Origin of the sequence: Agrobacterium sp. B1(2019) (assembly GCF_008274755.1) — a bacterium.
Lineage (GTDB): Bacteria > Pseudomonadota > Alphaproteobacteria > Rhizobiales > Rhizobiaceae > Agrobacterium > Agrobacterium salinitolerans.
This window is the reverse complement of the sequence record NZ_VTPB01000003.1, coordinates 158,431-175,007: the sequence shown is the minus strand read 5'-3', so window position 1 is coordinate 175,007 and position 16,577 is coordinate 158,431. Positions and strand designations below refer to the sequence as shown.

15 protein-coding genes are annotated in these 16,577 nt (G+C 59.0%); 13 read left to right on the top strand and 2 right to left on the bottom strand.

Going from position 1 to position 16,577, the window contains the following annotated elements:
- The first annotated feature begins 414 nt into the window (after window positions 1-414).
- From AGR1_RS21115 to AGR1_RS21095, 5 genes are all read left to right on the top strand, one after another.
- Entirely contained in the window at window positions 415-1,479 is a 1,065-nt protein-coding gene (locus tag AGR1_RS21115) for an HlyD family efflux transporter periplasmic adaptor subunit (protein WP_149148135.1), read from the top strand.
- An 11-nt stretch (window positions 1,480-1,490) separates the two neighbouring features.
- Window positions 1,491-4,259, top strand: a complete 2,769-nt coding sequence (gene rbbA / locus AGR1_RS21110; protein WP_149148134.1) for a ribosome-associated ATPase/putative transporter RbbA — start codon at window positions 1,491-1,493, stop codon at window positions 4,257-4,259.
- Window positions 4,260-4,261: 2 nt separating this feature from the next.
- The gene (locus AGR1_RS21105) at window positions 4,262-5,374 is read left to right on the top strand and encodes an ABC transporter permease (RefSeq protein ID WP_187772271.1); all 1,113 of its coding nucleotides are present in this window, start codon (window positions 4,262-4,264) and stop codon (window positions 5,372-5,374) included.
- A 137-nt stretch (window positions 5,375-5,511) separates the two neighbouring features.
- Window positions 5,512-6,114, top strand: a complete 603-nt coding sequence (locus tag AGR1_RS21100) for a hypothetical protein (RefSeq protein WP_187772253.1) — start codon at window positions 5,512-5,514, stop codon at window positions 6,112-6,114.
- A 215-nt stretch (window positions 6,115-6,329) separates the two neighbouring features.
- Window positions 6,330-6,476: a DUF1127 domain-containing protein gene (locus tag AGR1_RS21095; RefSeq protein ID WP_077983920.1), complete on the top strand. Its 147-nt coding sequence runs from the start codon at window positions 6,330-6,332 to the stop codon at window positions 6,474-6,476.
- A 404-nt stretch (window positions 6,477-6,880) separates the two neighbouring features.
- Here AGR1_RS21095 and AGR1_RS21090 read toward each other — a convergent pair whose 3' ends face one another.
- Complete coding sequence (locus tag AGR1_RS21090; RefSeq protein ID WP_149148132.1) at window positions 6,881-7,321, bottom strand: response regulator; 441 nt, start codon at window positions 7,319-7,321, stop codon at window positions 6,881-6,883.
- 380 nt (window positions 7,322-7,701) lie between these two features.
- On the opposite strand from AGR1_RS21090, the gene ftsZ reads away from it, so the two are divergent.
- The 3 genes from ftsZ (at window position 7,702) to AGR1_RS21075 (ending at window position 10,713) form a co-directional block, all read left to right on the top strand.
- Window positions 7,702-8,664, top strand: a complete 963-nt coding sequence (gene ftsZ, locus AGR1_RS21085; protein ID WP_003521714.1) for a cell division protein FtsZ — start codon at window positions 7,702-7,704, stop codon at window positions 8,662-8,664.
- 276 nt (window positions 8,665-8,940) lie between these two features.
- Window positions 8,941-9,639 (top strand): GntR family transcriptional regulator, encoded by a 699-nt coding sequence (locus AGR1_RS21080; RefSeq protein WP_077983918.1) that lies wholly within the window; start codon window positions 8,941-8,943, stop codon window positions 9,637-9,639.
- Window positions 9,640-9,747: 108 nt separating this feature from the next.
- Entirely contained in the window at window positions 9,748-10,713 is a 966-nt protein-coding gene (locus tag AGR1_RS21075) for a dihydrodipicolinate synthase family protein (protein WP_149148131.1), read from the top strand.
- 233 nt (window positions 10,714-10,946) lie between these two features.
- Here the strand turns inward: AGR1_RS21075 and AGR1_RS21070 are convergent, their stop codons facing one another.
- Window positions 10,947-11,984, bottom strand: coding sequence for an Ldh family oxidoreductase (locus AGR1_RS21070; protein ID WP_149148130.1), 1,038 nt, complete (start codon window positions 11,982-11,984; stop codon window positions 10,947-10,949).
- 387 nt (window positions 11,985-12,371) lie between these two features.
- Between AGR1_RS21070 and AGR1_RS21060 the strand changes: the two genes are divergently transcribed.
- The 5 genes from AGR1_RS21060 (at window position 12,372) to AGR1_RS21040 (ending at window position 16,538) form a co-directional block, all read left to right on the top strand.
- Complete coding sequence (locus AGR1_RS21060) at window positions 12,372-13,178, top strand: transporter substrate-binding domain-containing protein (RefSeq protein ID WP_149148128.1); 807 nt, start codon at window positions 12,372-12,374, stop codon at window positions 13,176-13,178.
- 72 nt (window positions 13,179-13,250) lie between these two features.
- A complete protein-coding gene (locus AGR1_RS21055; protein ID WP_149148127.1) occupies window positions 13,251-13,916 on the top strand; it encodes an amino acid ABC transporter permease in 666 nt (221 codons plus the stop codon).
- A gap of 12 nt (window positions 13,917-13,928) precedes the next feature.
- Window positions 13,929-14,582 (top strand): amino acid ABC transporter permease, encoded by a 654-nt coding sequence (locus tag AGR1_RS21050; RefSeq protein WP_080793558.1) that lies wholly within the window; start codon window positions 13,929-13,931, stop codon window positions 14,580-14,582.
- Window positions 14,575-15,297, top strand: a complete 723-nt coding sequence (locus AGR1_RS21045) for an amino acid ABC transporter ATP-binding protein (RefSeq protein ID WP_004444624.1) — start codon at window positions 14,575-14,577, stop codon at window positions 15,295-15,297. Before AGR1_RS21050 ends, AGR1_RS21045 begins: the two co-directional genes overlap by 8 nt.
- Complete coding sequence (locus AGR1_RS21040; protein ID WP_149148126.1) at window positions 15,297-16,538, top strand: FAD-binding oxidoreductase; 1,242 nt, start codon at window positions 15,297-15,299, stop codon at window positions 16,536-16,538. The genes AGR1_RS21045 and AGR1_RS21040 overlap by 1 nt, the downstream gene beginning before the upstream one ends.
- Window positions 16,539-16,577 lie beyond the last annotated feature (39 nt).

The following is a 16,577-nucleotide window of genomic DNA, read 5'->3' as shown; positions in this document are numbered from 1 at the left end:
GCGCGGTTGCTGCGGCCAATAAGAGGTGGCGGGTTTTCGTCTGCGGTCGAGTTCACCGACACGCCTCTCTCCATATTCGACGTCCTCGGGCTTGTCCCGAGGACGCAACCACCTAGCGAAAATTGACAGGGAGCAGATATTCTGGACAGGCCCGGGCATGACTGACGGCGATTGTCATGCCGGCCATTAATTTCGGCCGTGGGTCCCATGGTGTTTCCAGCTTTTGCCCGAAACCTCCCATGCGCTTGACTTGTGTCAAGGACGCAAAACACACCCTAACTTAAACAGCCCTTAACCCGGCCCGTTCCCCTGATCAGGAGAAATGTCGGGTGCGAATACTAAACGCAATGGTGGCTGGCTTCTTCGGTTTCATCGTATTAGGGTTGAAATTCGAAGGGTTCATGGGGAAGACGGATGTCTAAAAAAGGCTTGCTCGTTGGTCTGGTGGTTCTGGTTATTGCCGGTATCGCCTATTTCTCCTGGTCGAAGCTGAAGGGTGAGGGACTTCCCGCCGGATTTGTGGCCAGCAACGGTCGGATCGAGGCAGTAGAAATCGACATTTCCACCAAGACTGCAGGCCGCCTTCAGGACATCATGGTGCGCGAAGGTGATTTCGTGAAGGCCGGGCAGGTGCTGGCGCAGATGGACACCGCCCAGCTGGAAGCACGGAAGCGTCAGGCGGAAGCACAGTTTCGCCGTGCGAAAATAGCGATCGATACGGCCCACAGCCTTGTCGCCCAGCGGGAGGCGGAAAAGACCTCGGCGCTGGCGGTGGTGGAGCAGCGCAAGGCCCAGCTCGATTCCGCCTCCAAGACCTATGCGCGCTCGAAACAGCTGCTGACCGGCAATGCCGTTTCGCAGCAGATCGTTGATGACAGTGAAGCCGCCGAGCAGTCCGCCCGCGCCACGCTCGCCTCCGCGCAGGCCTCACTTGCTGCCTCTGATGCCGCAATTAACGCCGCCAAAGCGCAGATCGTCGATGCCGAGGCGGCTGTCGATGCCGCGCAGGCCGATATTGAAAGCATCGAGACTGACATCGCCGATGCGACGCTGAAATCACCCCGTGACGGTCGTGTGCAATATCGGATCGCCCAGCCCGGAGAGGTGCTGTCCGCCGGTGGACGGGTTCTGAACCTCGTCGATCTCGGCGATGTCTATATGACGTTCTTCCTGCCGACGGCAGAGGCCGGTCGCACATCCATGGGCTCGGACGTTCGCCTGGTACTGGATGCCGCTCCTCAATATACCATCCCCGCCAAGGTTTCCTTCGTCGCCGATGTCGCGCAGTTCACGCCGAAGACGGTCGAGACCGAAGAGGAACGCCAGAAGCTGACCTTCCGGGTGCGGGCGCAAATCCCGCAGGAACTGCTGCAGAAATATATCCAGTATGTCAAAACCGGGTTGCCCGGCATGGCCTATGTCCGGCTTGATCCGCAAGCCGCCTGGCCGGAGAACCTCGAACGCAATCTCGTCAATTGAGGGTGGCCGCGATGGTCACGCCCTCCGCAACGAATGACAGAAATGCACCGGTCGCGCGATTGACCGATGTGCGGCTGACCTTCGGAAGCACCGTCGCGTTGGCCGATATATCGGTCGAGATCCCCGCAGGGCTGATGATAGGGCTTATCGGGCCGGACGGTGTGGGCAAATCGAGCCTGTTGTCGCTCGTCTCCGGCGCACGCGCCATCCAGAAGGGCAAGGTGGAGGTTCTGGGCGGCGATATGTCCGATCCGCGTCACCGCGAGGATACCTGCCCGCGGGTCGCCTACATGCCGCAGGGTCTTGGCAAAAACCTTTATCCCACCCTGTCCGTCTTCGAGAATATCGACTTTTTCGGCAGGCTGTTCGGGCAGGGCGGCAGGGAGCGGCAGGCGCGCATCGCCGAATTGCTGAAGAGCACCGGCCTTGAGCCCTTCGCCGACCGCCCCGCGATGAAACTTTCCGGCGGCATGAAGCAGAAGCTGGGGCTCTGCTGCGCGCTTATACACGATCCGGACCTGCTCATTCTCGATGAGCCAACCACAGGCGTTGACCCGCTTTCGCGCCGGCAATTCTGGGAAATGATCGATTCCATCCGGGCCGGGCGTCCGGGGATGAGCGTCATCGTCGCCACGGCCTACATGGAAGAGGCTGCCGGTTTCGACTGGCTGGTTGCCATGGACGGCGGCAAAATACTCGCCACCGGTTCGCCCAGCGAACTTCTCGAGCGCACCTCAGCACCCAATCTCGATGCAGCCTTCATCGCGCTTCTTCCCGAAGAAAAGCGCAAGGGTTACCACGAGGTCCATATCGCGCCGCGCAAGGTGACCGGGGAGGGCGATTATGCCATCGAGGCGTCGCATCTCAGCATGCGCTTCGGCGATTTTACCGCCGTCGACAATGTCAGCTTCAAGATTCCGCGCGGCGAGATTTTCGGCTTTCTCGGCTCCAACGGCTGCGGAAAATCCACGACCATGAAGATGCTGACCGGGCTTTTGGCGGCCAGCGAAGGCGAAGCCAAGCTCTTCGGGCACAAGGTGGATGCGAGCGACATGGCAATCCGCCACCGCGTCGGTTACATGAGCCAGGCCTTCTCGCTTTATTCCGAGTTGACGGTGCGGCAGAACCTCGATCTGCACGCCCGTCTGTTCAAGCTGCCGGAAGAGACCATTCAACCGCGTATCGCCGAAATGGCCGAGCGTTTCGATCTCGGCGCTGTCATGGAGACGCTGCCGGACGACTTGCCACTCGGCATCCGGCAGAGGCTGTCGCTTGCGGTGGCGATGATCCATTCCCCCGATATTCTCATCCTCGATGAGCCGACCTCCGGCGTCGACCCGGTGGCGCGCGACGGGTTCTGGCAAATCCTTGCCGATCTCTCCCGCAACGACAATGTCACCATTTTCATCTCCACCCATTTCATGAACGAGGCGGAGCGCTGCGACCGGATTTCGCTGATGCATGCCGGCAAGGTGCTGATCAGCGATACGCCTGACGCGATTACCAAAAGCCGCAATGCCGCAACGCTTGAAGAGGCTTTCGTCGCTTATCTCGAGGATGCCTCGGGTGTGAAGAAGGGAAAGCCCGCGACACAGCCCACACCGGCAGCGGAGGTGCCAGCGACGCAACATGCCGCACCCACGCGCAAGAGGTTTTTCGATTTCCGGCGCATGTTCAGCTATACCCGCCGCGAGGCGCTGGAGCTGCAGCGGGACCCCATTCGCGGAACGCTGGCGGTGCTCGGCAGCGTCATCCTGATGTTTGTCATCGGATACGGCATCAATCTCGATGTCGAGGACCTGACCTTCGCGGTGCTGGACCGCGACGATTCCACCATCAGCCGTGACTACGTGCTCGATATTGCCGGCTCCCGTTATTTCATCGAAAAGGAACCGATCCGCGATTATGCCGATATGGATCGGCGGATGCGTGACGGGGAACTCAGCCTCGCCATCGAAATTCCCTCCGGTTTCGGCCGGGATGTCTTGCGCGGCAAAACCGTGGAGGTGGGCGCGTGGATCGACGGCGCCATGCCGCAGCGGGCGGAAACCGTTCGCGGATACGTGCAGGGCATGCACCAGACATGGCTGGCGCGCAAGGCCGTCGAGATATATGGCAGCGCGGCGACGCAGAGCAGTTTCAGCATCGAAACGCGCTATCGTTACAATCCTGACGTCAAAAGCCTCGTCGCCATGGTGCCGGCGGTCATTCCGCTGCTGCTGATGCTCATTCCCGCCATGCTTTCGGCACTCAGCGTCGTCAGGGAAAAGGAGCTCGGCTCCATCGTCAATCTTTACGTGACGCCGACCACGCGCCTGGAATTCCTGATCGGCAAGCAGCTTCCGTATGTGGCTCTTGGCATGCTTAATTTCCTGCTTCTGACGGCTTTCGCCATCTTCATCTTCCAGGTGCCTTTCACCGGAAGTTATCTCGCCTATGCGACGGGAGCGCTGCTCTATGTCATCATTGCCACCTCCATCGGCCTACTCATGTCGTCCTTCATGAAAAGCCAGATCGCGGCAATCTTCGGCACGGCCCTGCTGACGCTTATTCCTGCAACGCAATATTCGGGCATGATCGATCCCGTTTCATCGCTACAGGGGGCGGGCGCCTTTATCGGCAACATCTATCCCGCTACCTATTTCATGACCATTTCGCGCGGCACCTTTTCGAAGGGGCTGGATTTCGCCGGGCTCTCCGGCTCTTTCCTGCCGCTTCTCATCGCCATTCCGCTGCTTCTCATTGCCGGCGCCGCACTTTTGAGGAAGCAGGCGTCATGAAGCTGTTTTCGTCCAACATCTTCCAGCTCGGCATCAAGGAACTGCGCGGCCTTGCGCGCGACGGCATGCTGCTGCTGCTCATTGTCTACGCCTTCACGCTGCAAATCTACACCGGCTCCAGCGCGCTGCCGGAGACGCTGAACAATGCCGCCATCGCAATCGTGGACGAGGATCAGTCGCCGCTTTCCGGCCGCATCAGTACGGCGTTTTATCCACCCTATTTCTCCCCGCCGAAGCAGATTTCCATTGCGGAAATGGACAAGCGCATGGATGCGGGCCTCGATACTTTCGCGCTCAACATCCCGCCGGATTTCCAGCGCCGACTGATGGCCGGGCAACAGCCGGCCATCCAGCTCAATATCGACGCCACCCGCATGAGCCAGGCTTTCAGCGGCGGCGGTTATGTGCAGAACATCGTAACGAGCGAAGTTCAGGAATATGTGAACCGATATCGCGGTGCGACGTCGGTGCCGGTGGACCTGACGCTGCGGTCCCGTTTCAACCCGGAACTGGACAAGTCGTGGTTCGGGTCGATCAACAACATCATCACCGCCATCACCATGCTGTCGATCGTGCTGACGGGGGCGGCGCTCATTCGCGAGCGTGAGCATGGCACGGTCGAGCATCTGCTGGTCATGCCGGTCACGCCGCTGGAAATCATGCTCAGCAAGGTCTGGTCCATGGGCCTTGTCGTGCTGGTGGCCTCGGCATTTTCCCTGTTCGTGGTCGTCAGGGGGCTGCTCGCCATTCCGATCGAAGGCTCGCTTTCACTTTTCCTGCTTGGAACGACATTGCAACTCTTCGCCATGACGTCGATGGGCATCTTCCTTGCGACCGTCGCAGGTTCCATGCCGCAATTCGGCATGTTGCTGATCCTGTTCCTGCTGCCTTTGCAGGTGCTCTCCGGCGCCATGACGCCACGTGAAAGCATGCCTGATATCATCCAGTACATCATGCTTCTCGCACCCAACACCCATTTCGTCATTCTGGCGCAATCGGTGCTCTTCAGGGGGGCGGGGCTGGATGTGGTCTGGCCGCAACTGCTGGCGTTGCTCGCCATCGGCTTTGCGCTTTTTGTTTTCGCGCTTCGCCGTTTCAGGCGGTTCCTGCGCTGACCCCAGCGCGATCATGCGCCTGTTTCACCCGTTTCCGCGCGCGTTGAATTTATTGTGTTCGGTAACGGTATGTTCGCCTTCCGTGAATATGCCTATGAGGACGACTGGGTAAGCGGGCTTTGTTCAGGAGTAGCAAAATGAATATTGCAGCACGTCTGCCACTGGCAGCCATGATCGCACTGGCGGCAACGCCATCCCTCGCGTCGGAAGATATGACGTTGCAGACGAGCGAAGCGATATTCGGCTTTGGCGGCGTCCTGACGAAAGAAGACATGCTGAAAAGTGCAGCCCTCATTCCGGTGGAATATGAGCGCAACGCCATTCTCGGCGGCGGCTATCAGTTCTACCCTTACCATATCGGCAATCTGAAACTCGGCGGCGAAATCGGCGTTGCCGCCAGGTTCGGCAAAGGCTTTACGGGTGAAGTCTGGGCGGGTCCCGTCGCGCGTTACGAGCAGATCAGGCTCGGAGAGCGTCTGTTCATCACGCCAAGCTTTACCGCTGGCCTCAGCCTTGTCACGGATGCGCAGCGGGGCCGCGAGCGCGAACAGGAAATCAAGGACGACGGCAACGCCAATGTCCTGTTTTATCTGGGGCCGGAAATCAACGTGTCCTTCAGCGAGGATTCCCCGACGGAATTCTTCTGGCGGCTGCACCACCGCTCCGGCGGCGGCAAGACGCTGGGCAATATGAAGGGTGCGACGAACGCCAATGTCTTCGGCGTCCGCTATAAATTCTAGGCTGCTCGACGGGGTCCGGGTCTGCAGGCGGCCAAAACTTCAGCCGCCTTTCTCATTTTCGCACGCCACAGGTCGGAACCCGTGCATGCAGCGCATGGGTGGATTGCCTTATTCTGCCTGTTAATTCGTCATCGGAAAGCGCATATAGAGCGCATCAGAAGACGCCGGGACGAAAATGTTACTGACGTCACCTTAACCTCAGAAAGGGTAATGTCATGAACGTAGCACGCAGCTTCAATAACTGGCGCAAATATCGTCAGACCATCAATGAACTCGGCCGTATGAGCACCCGTGAACTGCACGATCTCGGTATCGATCGCAGCCAGATCACCAGTGTGGCCCGCGCCGCCGTTGGCAAATAATCAAGGCCATATCGCCTCTTTTGAATATACGAACGCCCGCTCAGCGGGCGTTTTTTGTTTTGGGGATGTCGAAAGCTTCGCGGTGAATGTCCGCCAGATACTCAGGCGGCGATGAAATCGGACGCGAAGGGCGATGATAGTCGCCATGCGTTCAGTGCATATCTGCGCTGCAAGCTTATGCCTATCAAATGCGCAGAAAAATGCTATCTTCCAATCATCGAAAGCGATGTACCTCCTCCCACATCCTTTTGGTAATGCGGGTGATCCTACTCCTCCTCCCAATGGATTGCCCCGGGGACAGCGGTTTTCCTCCTCCCATATCGCTGTTCATCTTTTTAGAAAGCCTGCCGCACCTCCTCCCGCGGCAGGCTTTTTTGTTTTACCGGGAGTTTCCAGCGTCAATCTCAATCGAATGGCAGCATCCCGATGGGGGTGACGGCATGTGTGCCGGCCCGTTTGGCTATGGCATAGGAGAGGCACTGCTCCACCGCATCTTGCGGTACAGGCTTGGAAATAACGCCAGCGCCGACACCAAGGTTGACAACGACTTCTGGATTGGCCGTCATGAAAATGACGACGACGCCGTTTTCCGACAGTCTGCGTCCGATTTCCGGTCCGGTCTGCCCGTCCGCAAGGTTGACGTCGACAAAGGCGACGTCAGCGCTCCTGCCGAGCGCGATCGCGTCATCCAGACGGTTGGCAATCCCGATGACGTCGGCTTCATCTTCGGCCTGCATGATGGAATCTTCTATATCCATGGCAATCAGGAATTCGTCTTCAACGATCAGCACGCGCGGCTGCTGCATGCTGTAACCCGTTTCTCGTTGTAAGACGTCTGCCAACATTTGCCTGCCTCCGTTTTGCGCGCCGCCGGGCGCTGTTGGCTAGCAAACACCCTGAGCGACAACTCGTTCCAAAGTGAGATAAACATAGTGAATAGAGTGTAAACGGCGTGCCTTTTCGGCTATCACGAAGCAATGGCGAAGCATTTGATTCGGTTTGGTTTTCATCTGGGGAAGGGGTGGAGGAACGCTGCCGTAGCGCATCTTTCGCCGCTGGAGCGCAAGTCTTTTGGCCGCAATTTGTCCTTAAGGCCCGCATGGAATTCAAGATGTTACGGCGTCATTCCTTTGCCTGGAGTGGAACGCCGAGACGCCGCCGATCATTCGCGTGCCCCGTTCAGAAACGGTGCCGGACCCGATGAGTTTAGAAAGAGAATAAGACGATGACCCAGTCTCCGCGCGCCACCATTGCCCGCAACACACCCAACATCGCCGTCGTCGGCGTCGGTGGCGGTGGCGGTAACGCGATCAATAACATGATTGCCGAGGGCATTGGCGGCGTCGATTTCATCGCTGCCAATACGGATGCGCAGGCGCTGAAGAAAACCAATGCGCCGCGGTTGGTGCAACTCAGCTCCGAACTGACCGGCGGGCTTGGAGCGGGCGCCGATCCCGAGGTGGGCCGACAGGCGGCGATCGATTCCCTTGACGAGATCATGGATCACCTGAGCGGCTACGACATGTGCTTCATCACCGCCGGCATGGGCGGCGGCACCGGCACGGGTGCTGCCCCCGTTATTGCCGAAGCCTGCCGGGCAAAGAACATCCTGACCGTCGGTGTCGTCACGCTTCCCTTCAGCTTCGAGGGCGCACGCCGCATGAGGGCTGCCGAATATGGCTTCGCCAACCTGCTCAACACGGCCGATACCGTTATCGTCATTCCAAACCAGAACCTGCTGCGCATTGCCGATGCCGGCACGACCTTCGAAAATGCGCTGAAGACGGCCGACAAGGTCCTGTCACTTGGCGTGCGCTGCATCACCGATCTCATCCTGCGCGAAGGTCTGGTCAATCTCGATTTTGCCGATGTGCGCTACGTCATGAAAAATGGCGGCCGGGCTTTGATGGGCACGGCACAGGCCAAGGGTGAAAAACGCGCCTCGGAAGCAGCGGCGGCAGCCATCGCCAACCCGCTTCTCGGTGAACCGTCTCTGAAGGAAGCGCGGGGTGCGCTGGTTTCCATCTCCGGCGGCAACGATCTGACGCTTTACGAGATCGATGAGGCAATGACGCTGGTGCGTGAGGCGGTCAGCGAAGAAACCGATGTGGTGATGGGCGCTTCCTTCGACCCGACGCTGGACGGCGCTTTCAAGATTTCCGTCGTCGCCACTGGCCTGCGCAACTGATGATGCTGGCTTGAGACGGGACACTGCTGGGCGTTTCTTCTCCCTGGCGGGGGAAGAGGCACGCGGCGTGCTCCTCGCTTCCCAAGATCAATCGTCGTTCGTTTAAGCACCCGCGCCACAAACTGAACGATCAAAAGCCGTCGTGTGGAATTTTCGCGACGGCTTTTTGTTGTTTTTGAACGATTATTCCGCCATTCAAAAAAGCGGCGGTGCTGCGCGGCGTTGATCGGGGAAAAATATAATAGTACTCTTTATGTCGACAAGAGGGATTTGATAATGTCTGATATTATTGCTTCTGCCGAGCGTAAGCGCGGCTCTGGCGTGAAGATGGTCTATGACCTGCTGCGCGACGAGATTCTCGATCTGGTTCTGCCGCCGGGCAGCCCCATTGATGAGGTGCAGCTTGCCGAACGGTTCAAGATGTCGCGCACGCCGATCCGCGAGGCGCTGGTGCGGCTTTCGGGCGAGGGGCTGATCGATACGCTGCCGAACCGATCGACCATGGTGTCGAATATCGACTTCCTCAACATGCACACTTATTTCGATGCGCTGGTGCTGATGTATCGGGTAACGACGCAGCTTGCCGCGCAATATCACCGTCCGGAGGATCTGGCCGGCATCCGCGCCCATAATGTGGAATTTGCCATTGCAGTCGAGAAGCAGGATGCGTTGGCGATGATTTCCACCAATGCCGCCCTCCACCTTTCCATCGCCGAAGCCGGGCGCAATCCTTATTTCACCAGCCTGTTCAAGCGGCTCCTGGATGAGGGACGGCGCATTCTCAGGCTTTATTACCAGTCCTATGATGATCGTTTGCCCAAGCGCTTCGTCGATGATCATGAAGAGATGATTGCGGCGATTGCCGCTCGCGATATCGCTCTTTCCGAACGGCTCGCGCGGGAGCACGCCGAACAAATCGTGCGGCAGGTGCAGAAACTTCTGGTGCGAAACGAACGGCTGGAAATAAATCTGTAGCTTGTCGATTTCTTGTCGACAAATAAAATACAAGATAGTAATGTCCTTGTTGAAAGGGTGGCGCGGAGGTGCGTCCATTCCCGAAAAACTGTCCCTTAGGAGCTATTAATGACGGCCAGCATTTTTTCCGGCGTGATTCCCGCCTTGATGACCCCTTGCAAGGATGACCGCAGCCCTGATTTCGATGCGCTTGTCCGCAAGGGCAAGGAACTGATCGCCGATGGCATGTCGGCGGTCGTTTATTGCGGCTCCATGGGCGACTGGCCGCTCCTGACGGACGAGCAGCGCATGGAAGGCGTGGAGCGTCTGGTGAAGGCCGGTATTCCTGTTATCGTCGGCACCGGCGCGGTCAACACGGCATCCGCCGTTGCCCATGCCGCCCACGCCCAGAAGGTTGGCGCCAAGGGTCTGATGGTCATTCCGCGTGTTCTGTCGCGCGGTTCGGTCATCGCTGCTCAGAAGGCTCATTTCAAGGCCATTCTTTCGGCTGCGCCGGAAATCCCGGCCGTCATCTACAACAGCCCCTATTACGGTTTTGCGACCCGCGCCGACCTCTTCTTCGCGCTGCGCGCCGAACACAAGAACCTCGTCGGCTTCAAGGAATTCGGCGGCCCGGCGGATATGCGTTATGCGGCCGAGAACATCACCAGCCGCGATAACGACGTGACCCTGATGATCGGCGTTGATACGGCAGTCTTCCACGGTTTCGTCAATTGCGGCGCCACCGGCGCCATCACCGGCATCGGCAATGTCCTGCCGAAGGAAGTCATTCACCTCTGCAAGCTGTCGCAGGCCGCCGCCAAGGGCGATGCCGATGCCCGCGCCCGCGCGCTGGAACTGGAACAGGCGCTGGCCGTTCTCTCATCCTTCGATGAAGGCCCGGATCTGGTTCTCTATTTCAAGCACATGATGGTGCTGAAGGGCGACAAGGAATACACGCTGCACTTCAACGAAACCGACGCCCTGACCGACAGTCAGCGCGGTTATGTCGAGGCGCAGTTCAAGCTTTTCAACAGCTGGTATGCCGATTGGAGCAAGCTTCCGGGCGCGGTGCAGGCCTGCAAGGCTGCCTAAAGCAGCCGCTGATGTGAAAACAAGAGGCCCGCAAAATGCGGGCCTTTATTGCATTTATGGTTTGAGCGTTTCTTGGCTTCGACGTCACCCCGGACTTGTCCCACGGCTGTCCGTTTAAATTTTTTTTGCCGGCTACAATCCCCACGAAGCTGGTGATGAAGAGTGGATATTCTCTCGGCGTCGGCAACTCTGCACCGGGCCGTGGGCCTTATGTATATTGTTCTCCGACACAGTCAGGAGATCGCCGCCAGACCATTCTCCAGCAACCGCTCGAGGCTGGCCATTTCTTCTGCGGTCAATGTAATGCCTTCATTTTCGGATTTGGCGCGGGCAGTGAAGCGGCGGCCGGAGGGCAGGCGGGCGCCTTGGCCGATGATGGCGTCGAAAAGTGCTTCCGCGCGCTGGAAGGGATCCCCCGGGCGCCCCTTGGCGAAGGCTTCCGGCGAGAAGGCGACGATCAACTCACCATGGAAGGGCGCAAGTGTGGTGGTGCCGAGATAGTCCAGCACTTCGGGGCTGGTGAGGTCGCCGATCATGATGCCGGCGAGAAGCTCGATCATCGTGCCGATGGCAGAACCCTTGTGGCCGCCAAAGGGCAACATGGCACCGGCAAGGGCCGCCTCGGGGTCCGTCGTCGGATTGCCATCGGCGTCGACCGCCCAGCCTTCGGGTAGGGATTTCCCCGCGCGTCGATGCAGTTCTATCTCTCCGCGGGCGGCAACGGATGTCGCAAAATCGAAGACATAAGGCGAAGTGCCTTTGCGCGGCCAGCCGAAAGCGAAGGGGTTGGTGCCGAGCAGCGGCTTGGTTCCTCCCGTCGGCGCGACGGTGGAATAGCTCGGACACATCACCAGACCGGCGAGCCCGTTCGAGGTCAGCCCCTCCACTTCAGGCCAGAGCGCCGAAAAATGGGTGCAGTCATTGATGACGAGCGCGGCAACGCCCAGGCGCTTTGCGCGTTCCGCCAGAACCGGCAGGCCGAGTTCGAAGGCAGGGTTGGCGAAGCCGCCATTGGCATTGACCTTCACGATGGCCGCGCCATCGTCTTCAGCCACCTCAGGTATCGCATCGGGCTTTACCTTGCCGGCTTTGACGGTGCGGAGCGCGCCTTCGATACGGTAGATTCCGTGGGACTTGCAGGCGTCCCGCTCACCGGCTGTAATGACGCGGGCCAGCGCTCCCGACTGCACGGCGTTGAGGCCGGCCCTCAAGAAAATCGACTCGACCCGCTGGAAAAGCGCCTCAATGGTCAAGGTGGTCGTGTCGCTCATCATAGTCCTCCGATAGGGTTCGCACATTTTGAATACATAAAGTATACAAAGGTGTGAGTATTGCAATGGGTCTTTTCTGTGAAGCTCGGTCAGAGCAAAAGGCCAGCCCGTTAGACATGACGATACCCTAACCATCATTCTGGTGCTTGTCGCAAGAAACCGGCCGGCGCGCGTCTGGGTGTCGGAAAGAGTGTTTCAGTCCAAGGACTTGGGCTGTTGTTCCCTCCATGCGCAAGCTTACTTGGGCAATCCGTGCCGCCTCACTCGTTCGCACGTGCAAAAATTCTTTTTGTATACTCGTTGTATTTTTGTGTTGATTTATCGACTTCATGGGGAAATAGTGACCGCGCCTTCAAAGGCAGACCAATTGATGGGAGCAAATCAACAATGAAAAAATCGGTCATCATCGCCGGCCTTCTGGCCGCCACTTTCGCTATTACGCCGGCCAAGGCCGACAAACTCGACGACATTATTTCCTCCGGCACGCTGCGTTGCGCTGTTGTGCTCGATTTCCCGCCCATGGGCGCGCGTGATGATGCCAATAACCCTGTTGGTTTTGACGTCGATTATTGCAACGATCTGGCCAAGGTGCTTGGCGTCACGGCTGAAATCGTCGAGACCCCGTTCCCCGAGCGTATTCCGGCGCTGATGTCCGGACGCGTCGACGTCGGCGTTGCCTCGACGTCTGATACGCTGGAACGCGCCAAGACGGTCGGCATGACCGTGCCTTACTTTGCTTTTGAAATGGCTGTCACCGCCAACGACAAGTCCGGCATCAAGTCCTTCGAAGACATGAAGGGCAAGACGGTTGGCGCAACCGCCGGCACTTTCGAAGCCATCGCTCTCGAAAAGACAGTCAAGGAATGGGGCGTGGGCGAGTTCCGTCCTTACCAGACGCAGGCTGATGTGTTCCTTGCGCTTAGCCAGGGCCAGATCGACGCCACGGTCTCCACCTCCACCGTTGCGCAGTCGACCGTCAAGAGCGGCAAGTTCGCAGGCGTCTCTGTCGTCGGCAAGGCACCGTATGATATCGACTACGTGTCGCTGTTCACCAACCGTGAGGAATACGGCTTGATCAACTATCTGAACCTTTTCATCAACCAGCAGGTTCGCACCGGCCGTTACGCCGAACTCTATGAAAAATGGGTTGGCGGCGAAGTTCCCTCGCTCACCGTCAACGGCGTTTATCGCTGATCAGGACTTTTCGTAAACGGCGCGGTCAAAATGATCGCGCCGTTGATCGTTTCTGAAAAGGCGGGACGCTTAATGTTCAACTATACATTCCACTGGAATCAGGCGCTGAAGGCTTTGCCGCAGCTTCTGGACGGTGCGGTGGTGACGCTGCAGATTGCCATTCTCTCGATGGTGATCGGTCTGGCCTTCGCCATCGTGCTGACGCTGTTCCGGCTCTCCGGCAACCGCATTCTAAGCGAACTCGCCTCCATCTGGGTGGAGGTTGCCCGCAACACGCCGGCGCTGTTCCAGATCTACATGGCCCATTTCGGGCTTGGCAATTTCGGCATTCACCTCAGCCCCTATACCGCACTTCTGGTCGGCATCGCCTTCAACAATGCCGGTTATCTCGCGGAGAATTTCCGCGGTGCGCTGAAAGCGATACCGGATACGCAGACCCGTTCCGGCCGATCGCTCGGTATGACCTCGATGCAGACCTTTCGTCTGATCATCATGCCGCAGATGCTGCGCGTCGCGTTTCTGCCCGCCACCAACCAGATGGTCTGGGCAATCCTGATGACCTCGCTCGGTGTCACTGTCGGCATGAATACGGACCTTGCCGGCGTCACGCAGGCCCTCAATGCGCGCTCGTTCCGCACTTTCGAATTCTTCGCGCTCGCCGCGGTCATCTATTACGTGATCGCCAAGATCGTCACGCTCGCCGCCCGATTGCTGGCTGCGCGTCTGTTCCGTTATTGAGAGAGGTGAGCCATGTTTGAAACCGCTCTCACCTGGAGTGATCTCGCCTTCCTGGCCAAGGGTGCAGGGATGACGCTTGCCGTCACTGCCGTCGCCGTTACGGCAGGCACTATTCTGGGTATCATCTTCGGCATCATCCGTTTCCAGTTCGGTCCCTACTGGTCGCTGCCGCTGACCTTCGTTCTGGATATTTTCCGTTCCGTACCGCTGCTGATCCAGCTGGTTCTCGGCAACGCCTTCCAGTCGATCGCAAAGCTCGGCTGGCCGCCGTTCACAACCTCGTGCGTGGTGCTGTCGCTTTATACGGCGGCTTATTGCACCGAGATCGTGCGCGGCGGCATCGGTGCGGTGCCGTCGAATACGCGGCGCGCCTGCCGGTCGCTCGGCATGACCTGGTCGCAGGACATGCGCTACATCGTGCTGCCGCTTGCCACCCGCGTATCGCTGCCTTCGTGGATCGGGCTCACGCTCGGCGTCATGAAGGATTCGGCACTGGTGCTGTGGCTCGGCCTCATCGAACTTCTGCGCGCCTCGCAGATCCTCGTCACCCGCCTGCAGGAGCCGCTGACGATCCTGATGATCTGCGGTGCCATCTACTTCCTTATCAGTTTCCCCATCGCCCGTTTCGGCGGGTATCTCGAAAGACGGTGGTCCCCCAATGATTGAGATCGAAAACGTCCGCAAATCCTTCGGCCCGCTGGAGGTTCTGAAAGGGATCAACCTCACCGTCAACAAGGGCGAGGTTGTCACCATCATCGGCGGCTCCGGTTCCGGCAAGTCGACCCTGCTGACCTGCATCAACGGCCTTGAGCCGATCGACAGCGGCAAGATCGTCATCGACGGCACCGAGGTGCATGCCAAATCGACAGACCTCAACAAGCTGCGCCGCAAGGTCGGCATCGTTTTCCAGCAATGGAACGCCTTTCCGCATCTGACAGTGCTTGAAAACGTCATGCTCGCGCCGCGCAAGGTGCTGGGTATTTCCAAGGAGAAGGCGGAGGAAATCGCCGTCAAGCAATTGACCCATGTGGGGCTTGCCGAAAAGCTGAAGGTCTATCCGAACCGCATGTCCGGCGGCCAGCAGCAGCGTATGGCGATTGCCCGTGCGCTTGCCATGTCGCCGGAATATATGCTGTTCGATGAAGTCACGTCTGCGCTCGACCCGATGCTGGTTGGCGAGGTGCTCGATACGCTGAAGATGCTGGCGGATGAGGGCATGACGATGATCTGCGTCACCCATGAAATGGCCTTCGCCCGTGATGTCTCGAACCGCGTCGCTTTCTTCCATCAGGGCGTCATGGCGGAAATCGGCACGCCGGATCAGCTCTTCGGCGCACCGCAGCATCCTGAAACCCAGAAGTTTCTGGCGAGCGTGCGGTAATGCCTGCAAATGATGTCATCGTCATCGGGGCCGGCGTTGTCGGCCTCTCGGCGGCAATCGCGGCGCAGGGCCGTGGCCTGTCGGTCACGGTCATCGACCGTGAAGGACCGGCGGCGGGCGCGTCCGCCGGCAATGCCGGCGCCTTCGCCTTCACCGATATTCTGCCGCTGGCTTCGCCAGGCATTCTCTGGAAAGCGCCGAAGTGGCTTCTCGATCCGCTTGGTCCGCTCAGCGTGCCGCCGGCCTATGCGCTGAAGATCGCGCCGTGGATGTTCCGGTTCTGGCGGGCCTGCGCCGCTTCGAAGGTGGAACATTCCACCGCCGCCCAGACGGCGCTGATGGACCTTTCCAAGGCAGAGCTGGAGCCGTTCCTTAAAAAGACGGACACGATTGCGATGCTGCGCAAGGAGGGTAACCTGCAGGTCTATGAAAGCGAGGCGGAATTCGAAGCCTCGCTTGCCGGCTGGAAGGCGCGTGAACGTCACGGCATCGAGTTCCGGCATCTCAATGCCGAACAGATGGCCGAGATACAGCCCGGCATCGCGCCGCGTTTCACCTGCGGAACCTTTACGCCCGGCTGGTATTCCATAGCCGATCCCAAGCTTTATACGCTGGCGCTGGCCGATCATTTCCGCACCATCGGTGGGCGTATCGAATGCCTCGATATCGCTTCGCTTCGACCACTGGAAGACGGAGTCGAGGTGGTGAGCCATGACGGTCGCACCCGCAAGGCCGCCAAGGTGGTGCTGGCGGCCGGCGCCTTTTCGCATCGCATCGCCCGTTCGCTCGGGGAAAAAATTCCGCTGGAAACCGAACGGGGGTATAATACAACCCTGCCGTCTGGCGCCTTCGATCTGCGCACGCAGGTGACTTTCGGCGGCCATGGTTTTGTCGTTACCCGCCTTTCCTCCGGTATCCGCGTTGGCGGTGCCGTGGAACTGGGCGGGCTGGAGCTTCCGGCCAATTTCGCCCGTTCCGAAGCGCTGCTGACCAAGGCGAAAGCCTTCCTGCCGGGCCTGAAAACCGAAGGCGGCAAACGGTGGATGGGCTTTCGCCCCTCGCTGCCGGACAGCCTGCCGGCCATCGGGCAAGCACGGCACACGGCGCGGGTGGTCTATGCTTTCGGCCACGGGCATCTGGGGTTGACGCAATCGGCGGGCACGGCCCGCATCGTCGCCGATCTGCTGACGGGGCAAAAACCCGCCATGGATACAAGGGCATTTTCGCCGCAACGTTTCTAGAGAATTTTGGCTTTTCTCCGAAACGCAAAAATTCTCTAG

What these genes read in the sequence shown, in the direction of transcription:
- AGR1_RS21115 (WP_149148135.1), top strand. Translation starts at nt 415, where the DNA reads ATGTCTAAAAAAGGCTTGCTCGTTGGTCTGGTGGTTCTGGTTATTGCC.
- rbbA (WP_149148134.1), top strand. Translation starts at nt 1,491, where the DNA reads ATGGTCACGCCCTCCGCAACGAATGACAGAAATGCACCGGTCGCGCGA.
- AGR1_RS21100 (WP_187772253.1), top strand. Translation starts at nt 5,512, where the DNA reads ATGAATATTGCAGCACGTCTGCCACTGGCAGCCATGATCGCACTGGCG.
- AGR1_RS21095 (WP_077983920.1), top strand. Translation starts at nt 6,330, where the DNA reads ATGAACGTAGCACGCAGCTTCAATAACTGGCGCAAATATCGTCAGACC.
- AGR1_RS21090 (WP_149148132.1), bottom strand. Translation starts at nt 7,321, where the DNA reads ATGTTGGCAGACGTCTTACAACGAGAAACGGGTTACAGCATGCAGCAG.
- ftsZ (WP_003521714.1), top strand. Translation starts at nt 7,702, where the DNA reads ATGACCCAGTCTCCGCGCGCCACCATTGCCCGCAACACACCCAACATC.
- AGR1_RS21080 (WP_077983918.1), top strand. Translation starts at nt 8,941, where the DNA reads ATGTCTGATATTATTGCTTCTGCCGAGCGTAAGCGCGGCTCTGGCGTG.
- AGR1_RS21075 (WP_149148131.1), top strand. Translation starts at nt 9,748, where the DNA reads ATGACGGCCAGCATTTTTTCCGGCGTGATTCCCGCCTTGATGACCCCT.
- AGR1_RS21070 (WP_149148130.1), bottom strand. Translation starts at nt 11,984, where the DNA reads ATGAGCGACACGACCACCTTGACCATTGAGGCGCTTTTCCAGCGGGTC.
- AGR1_RS21060 (WP_149148128.1), top strand. Translation starts at nt 12,372, where the DNA reads ATGAAAAAATCGGTCATCATCGCCGGCCTTCTGGCCGCCACTTTCGCT.
- AGR1_RS21055 (WP_149148127.1), top strand. Translation starts at nt 13,251, where the DNA reads ATGTTCAACTATACATTCCACTGGAATCAGGCGCTGAAGGCTTTGCCG.
- AGR1_RS21050 (WP_080793558.1), top strand. Translation starts at nt 13,929, where the DNA reads ATGTTTGAAACCGCTCTCACCTGGAGTGATCTCGCCTTCCTGGCCAAG.
- AGR1_RS21045 (WP_004444624.1), top strand. Translation starts at nt 14,575, where the DNA reads ATGATTGAGATCGAAAACGTCCGCAAATCCTTCGGCCCGCTGGAGGTT.
- AGR1_RS21040 (WP_149148126.1), top strand. Translation starts at nt 15,297, where the DNA reads ATGCCTGCAAATGATGTCATCGTCATCGGGGCCGGCGTTGTCGGCCTC.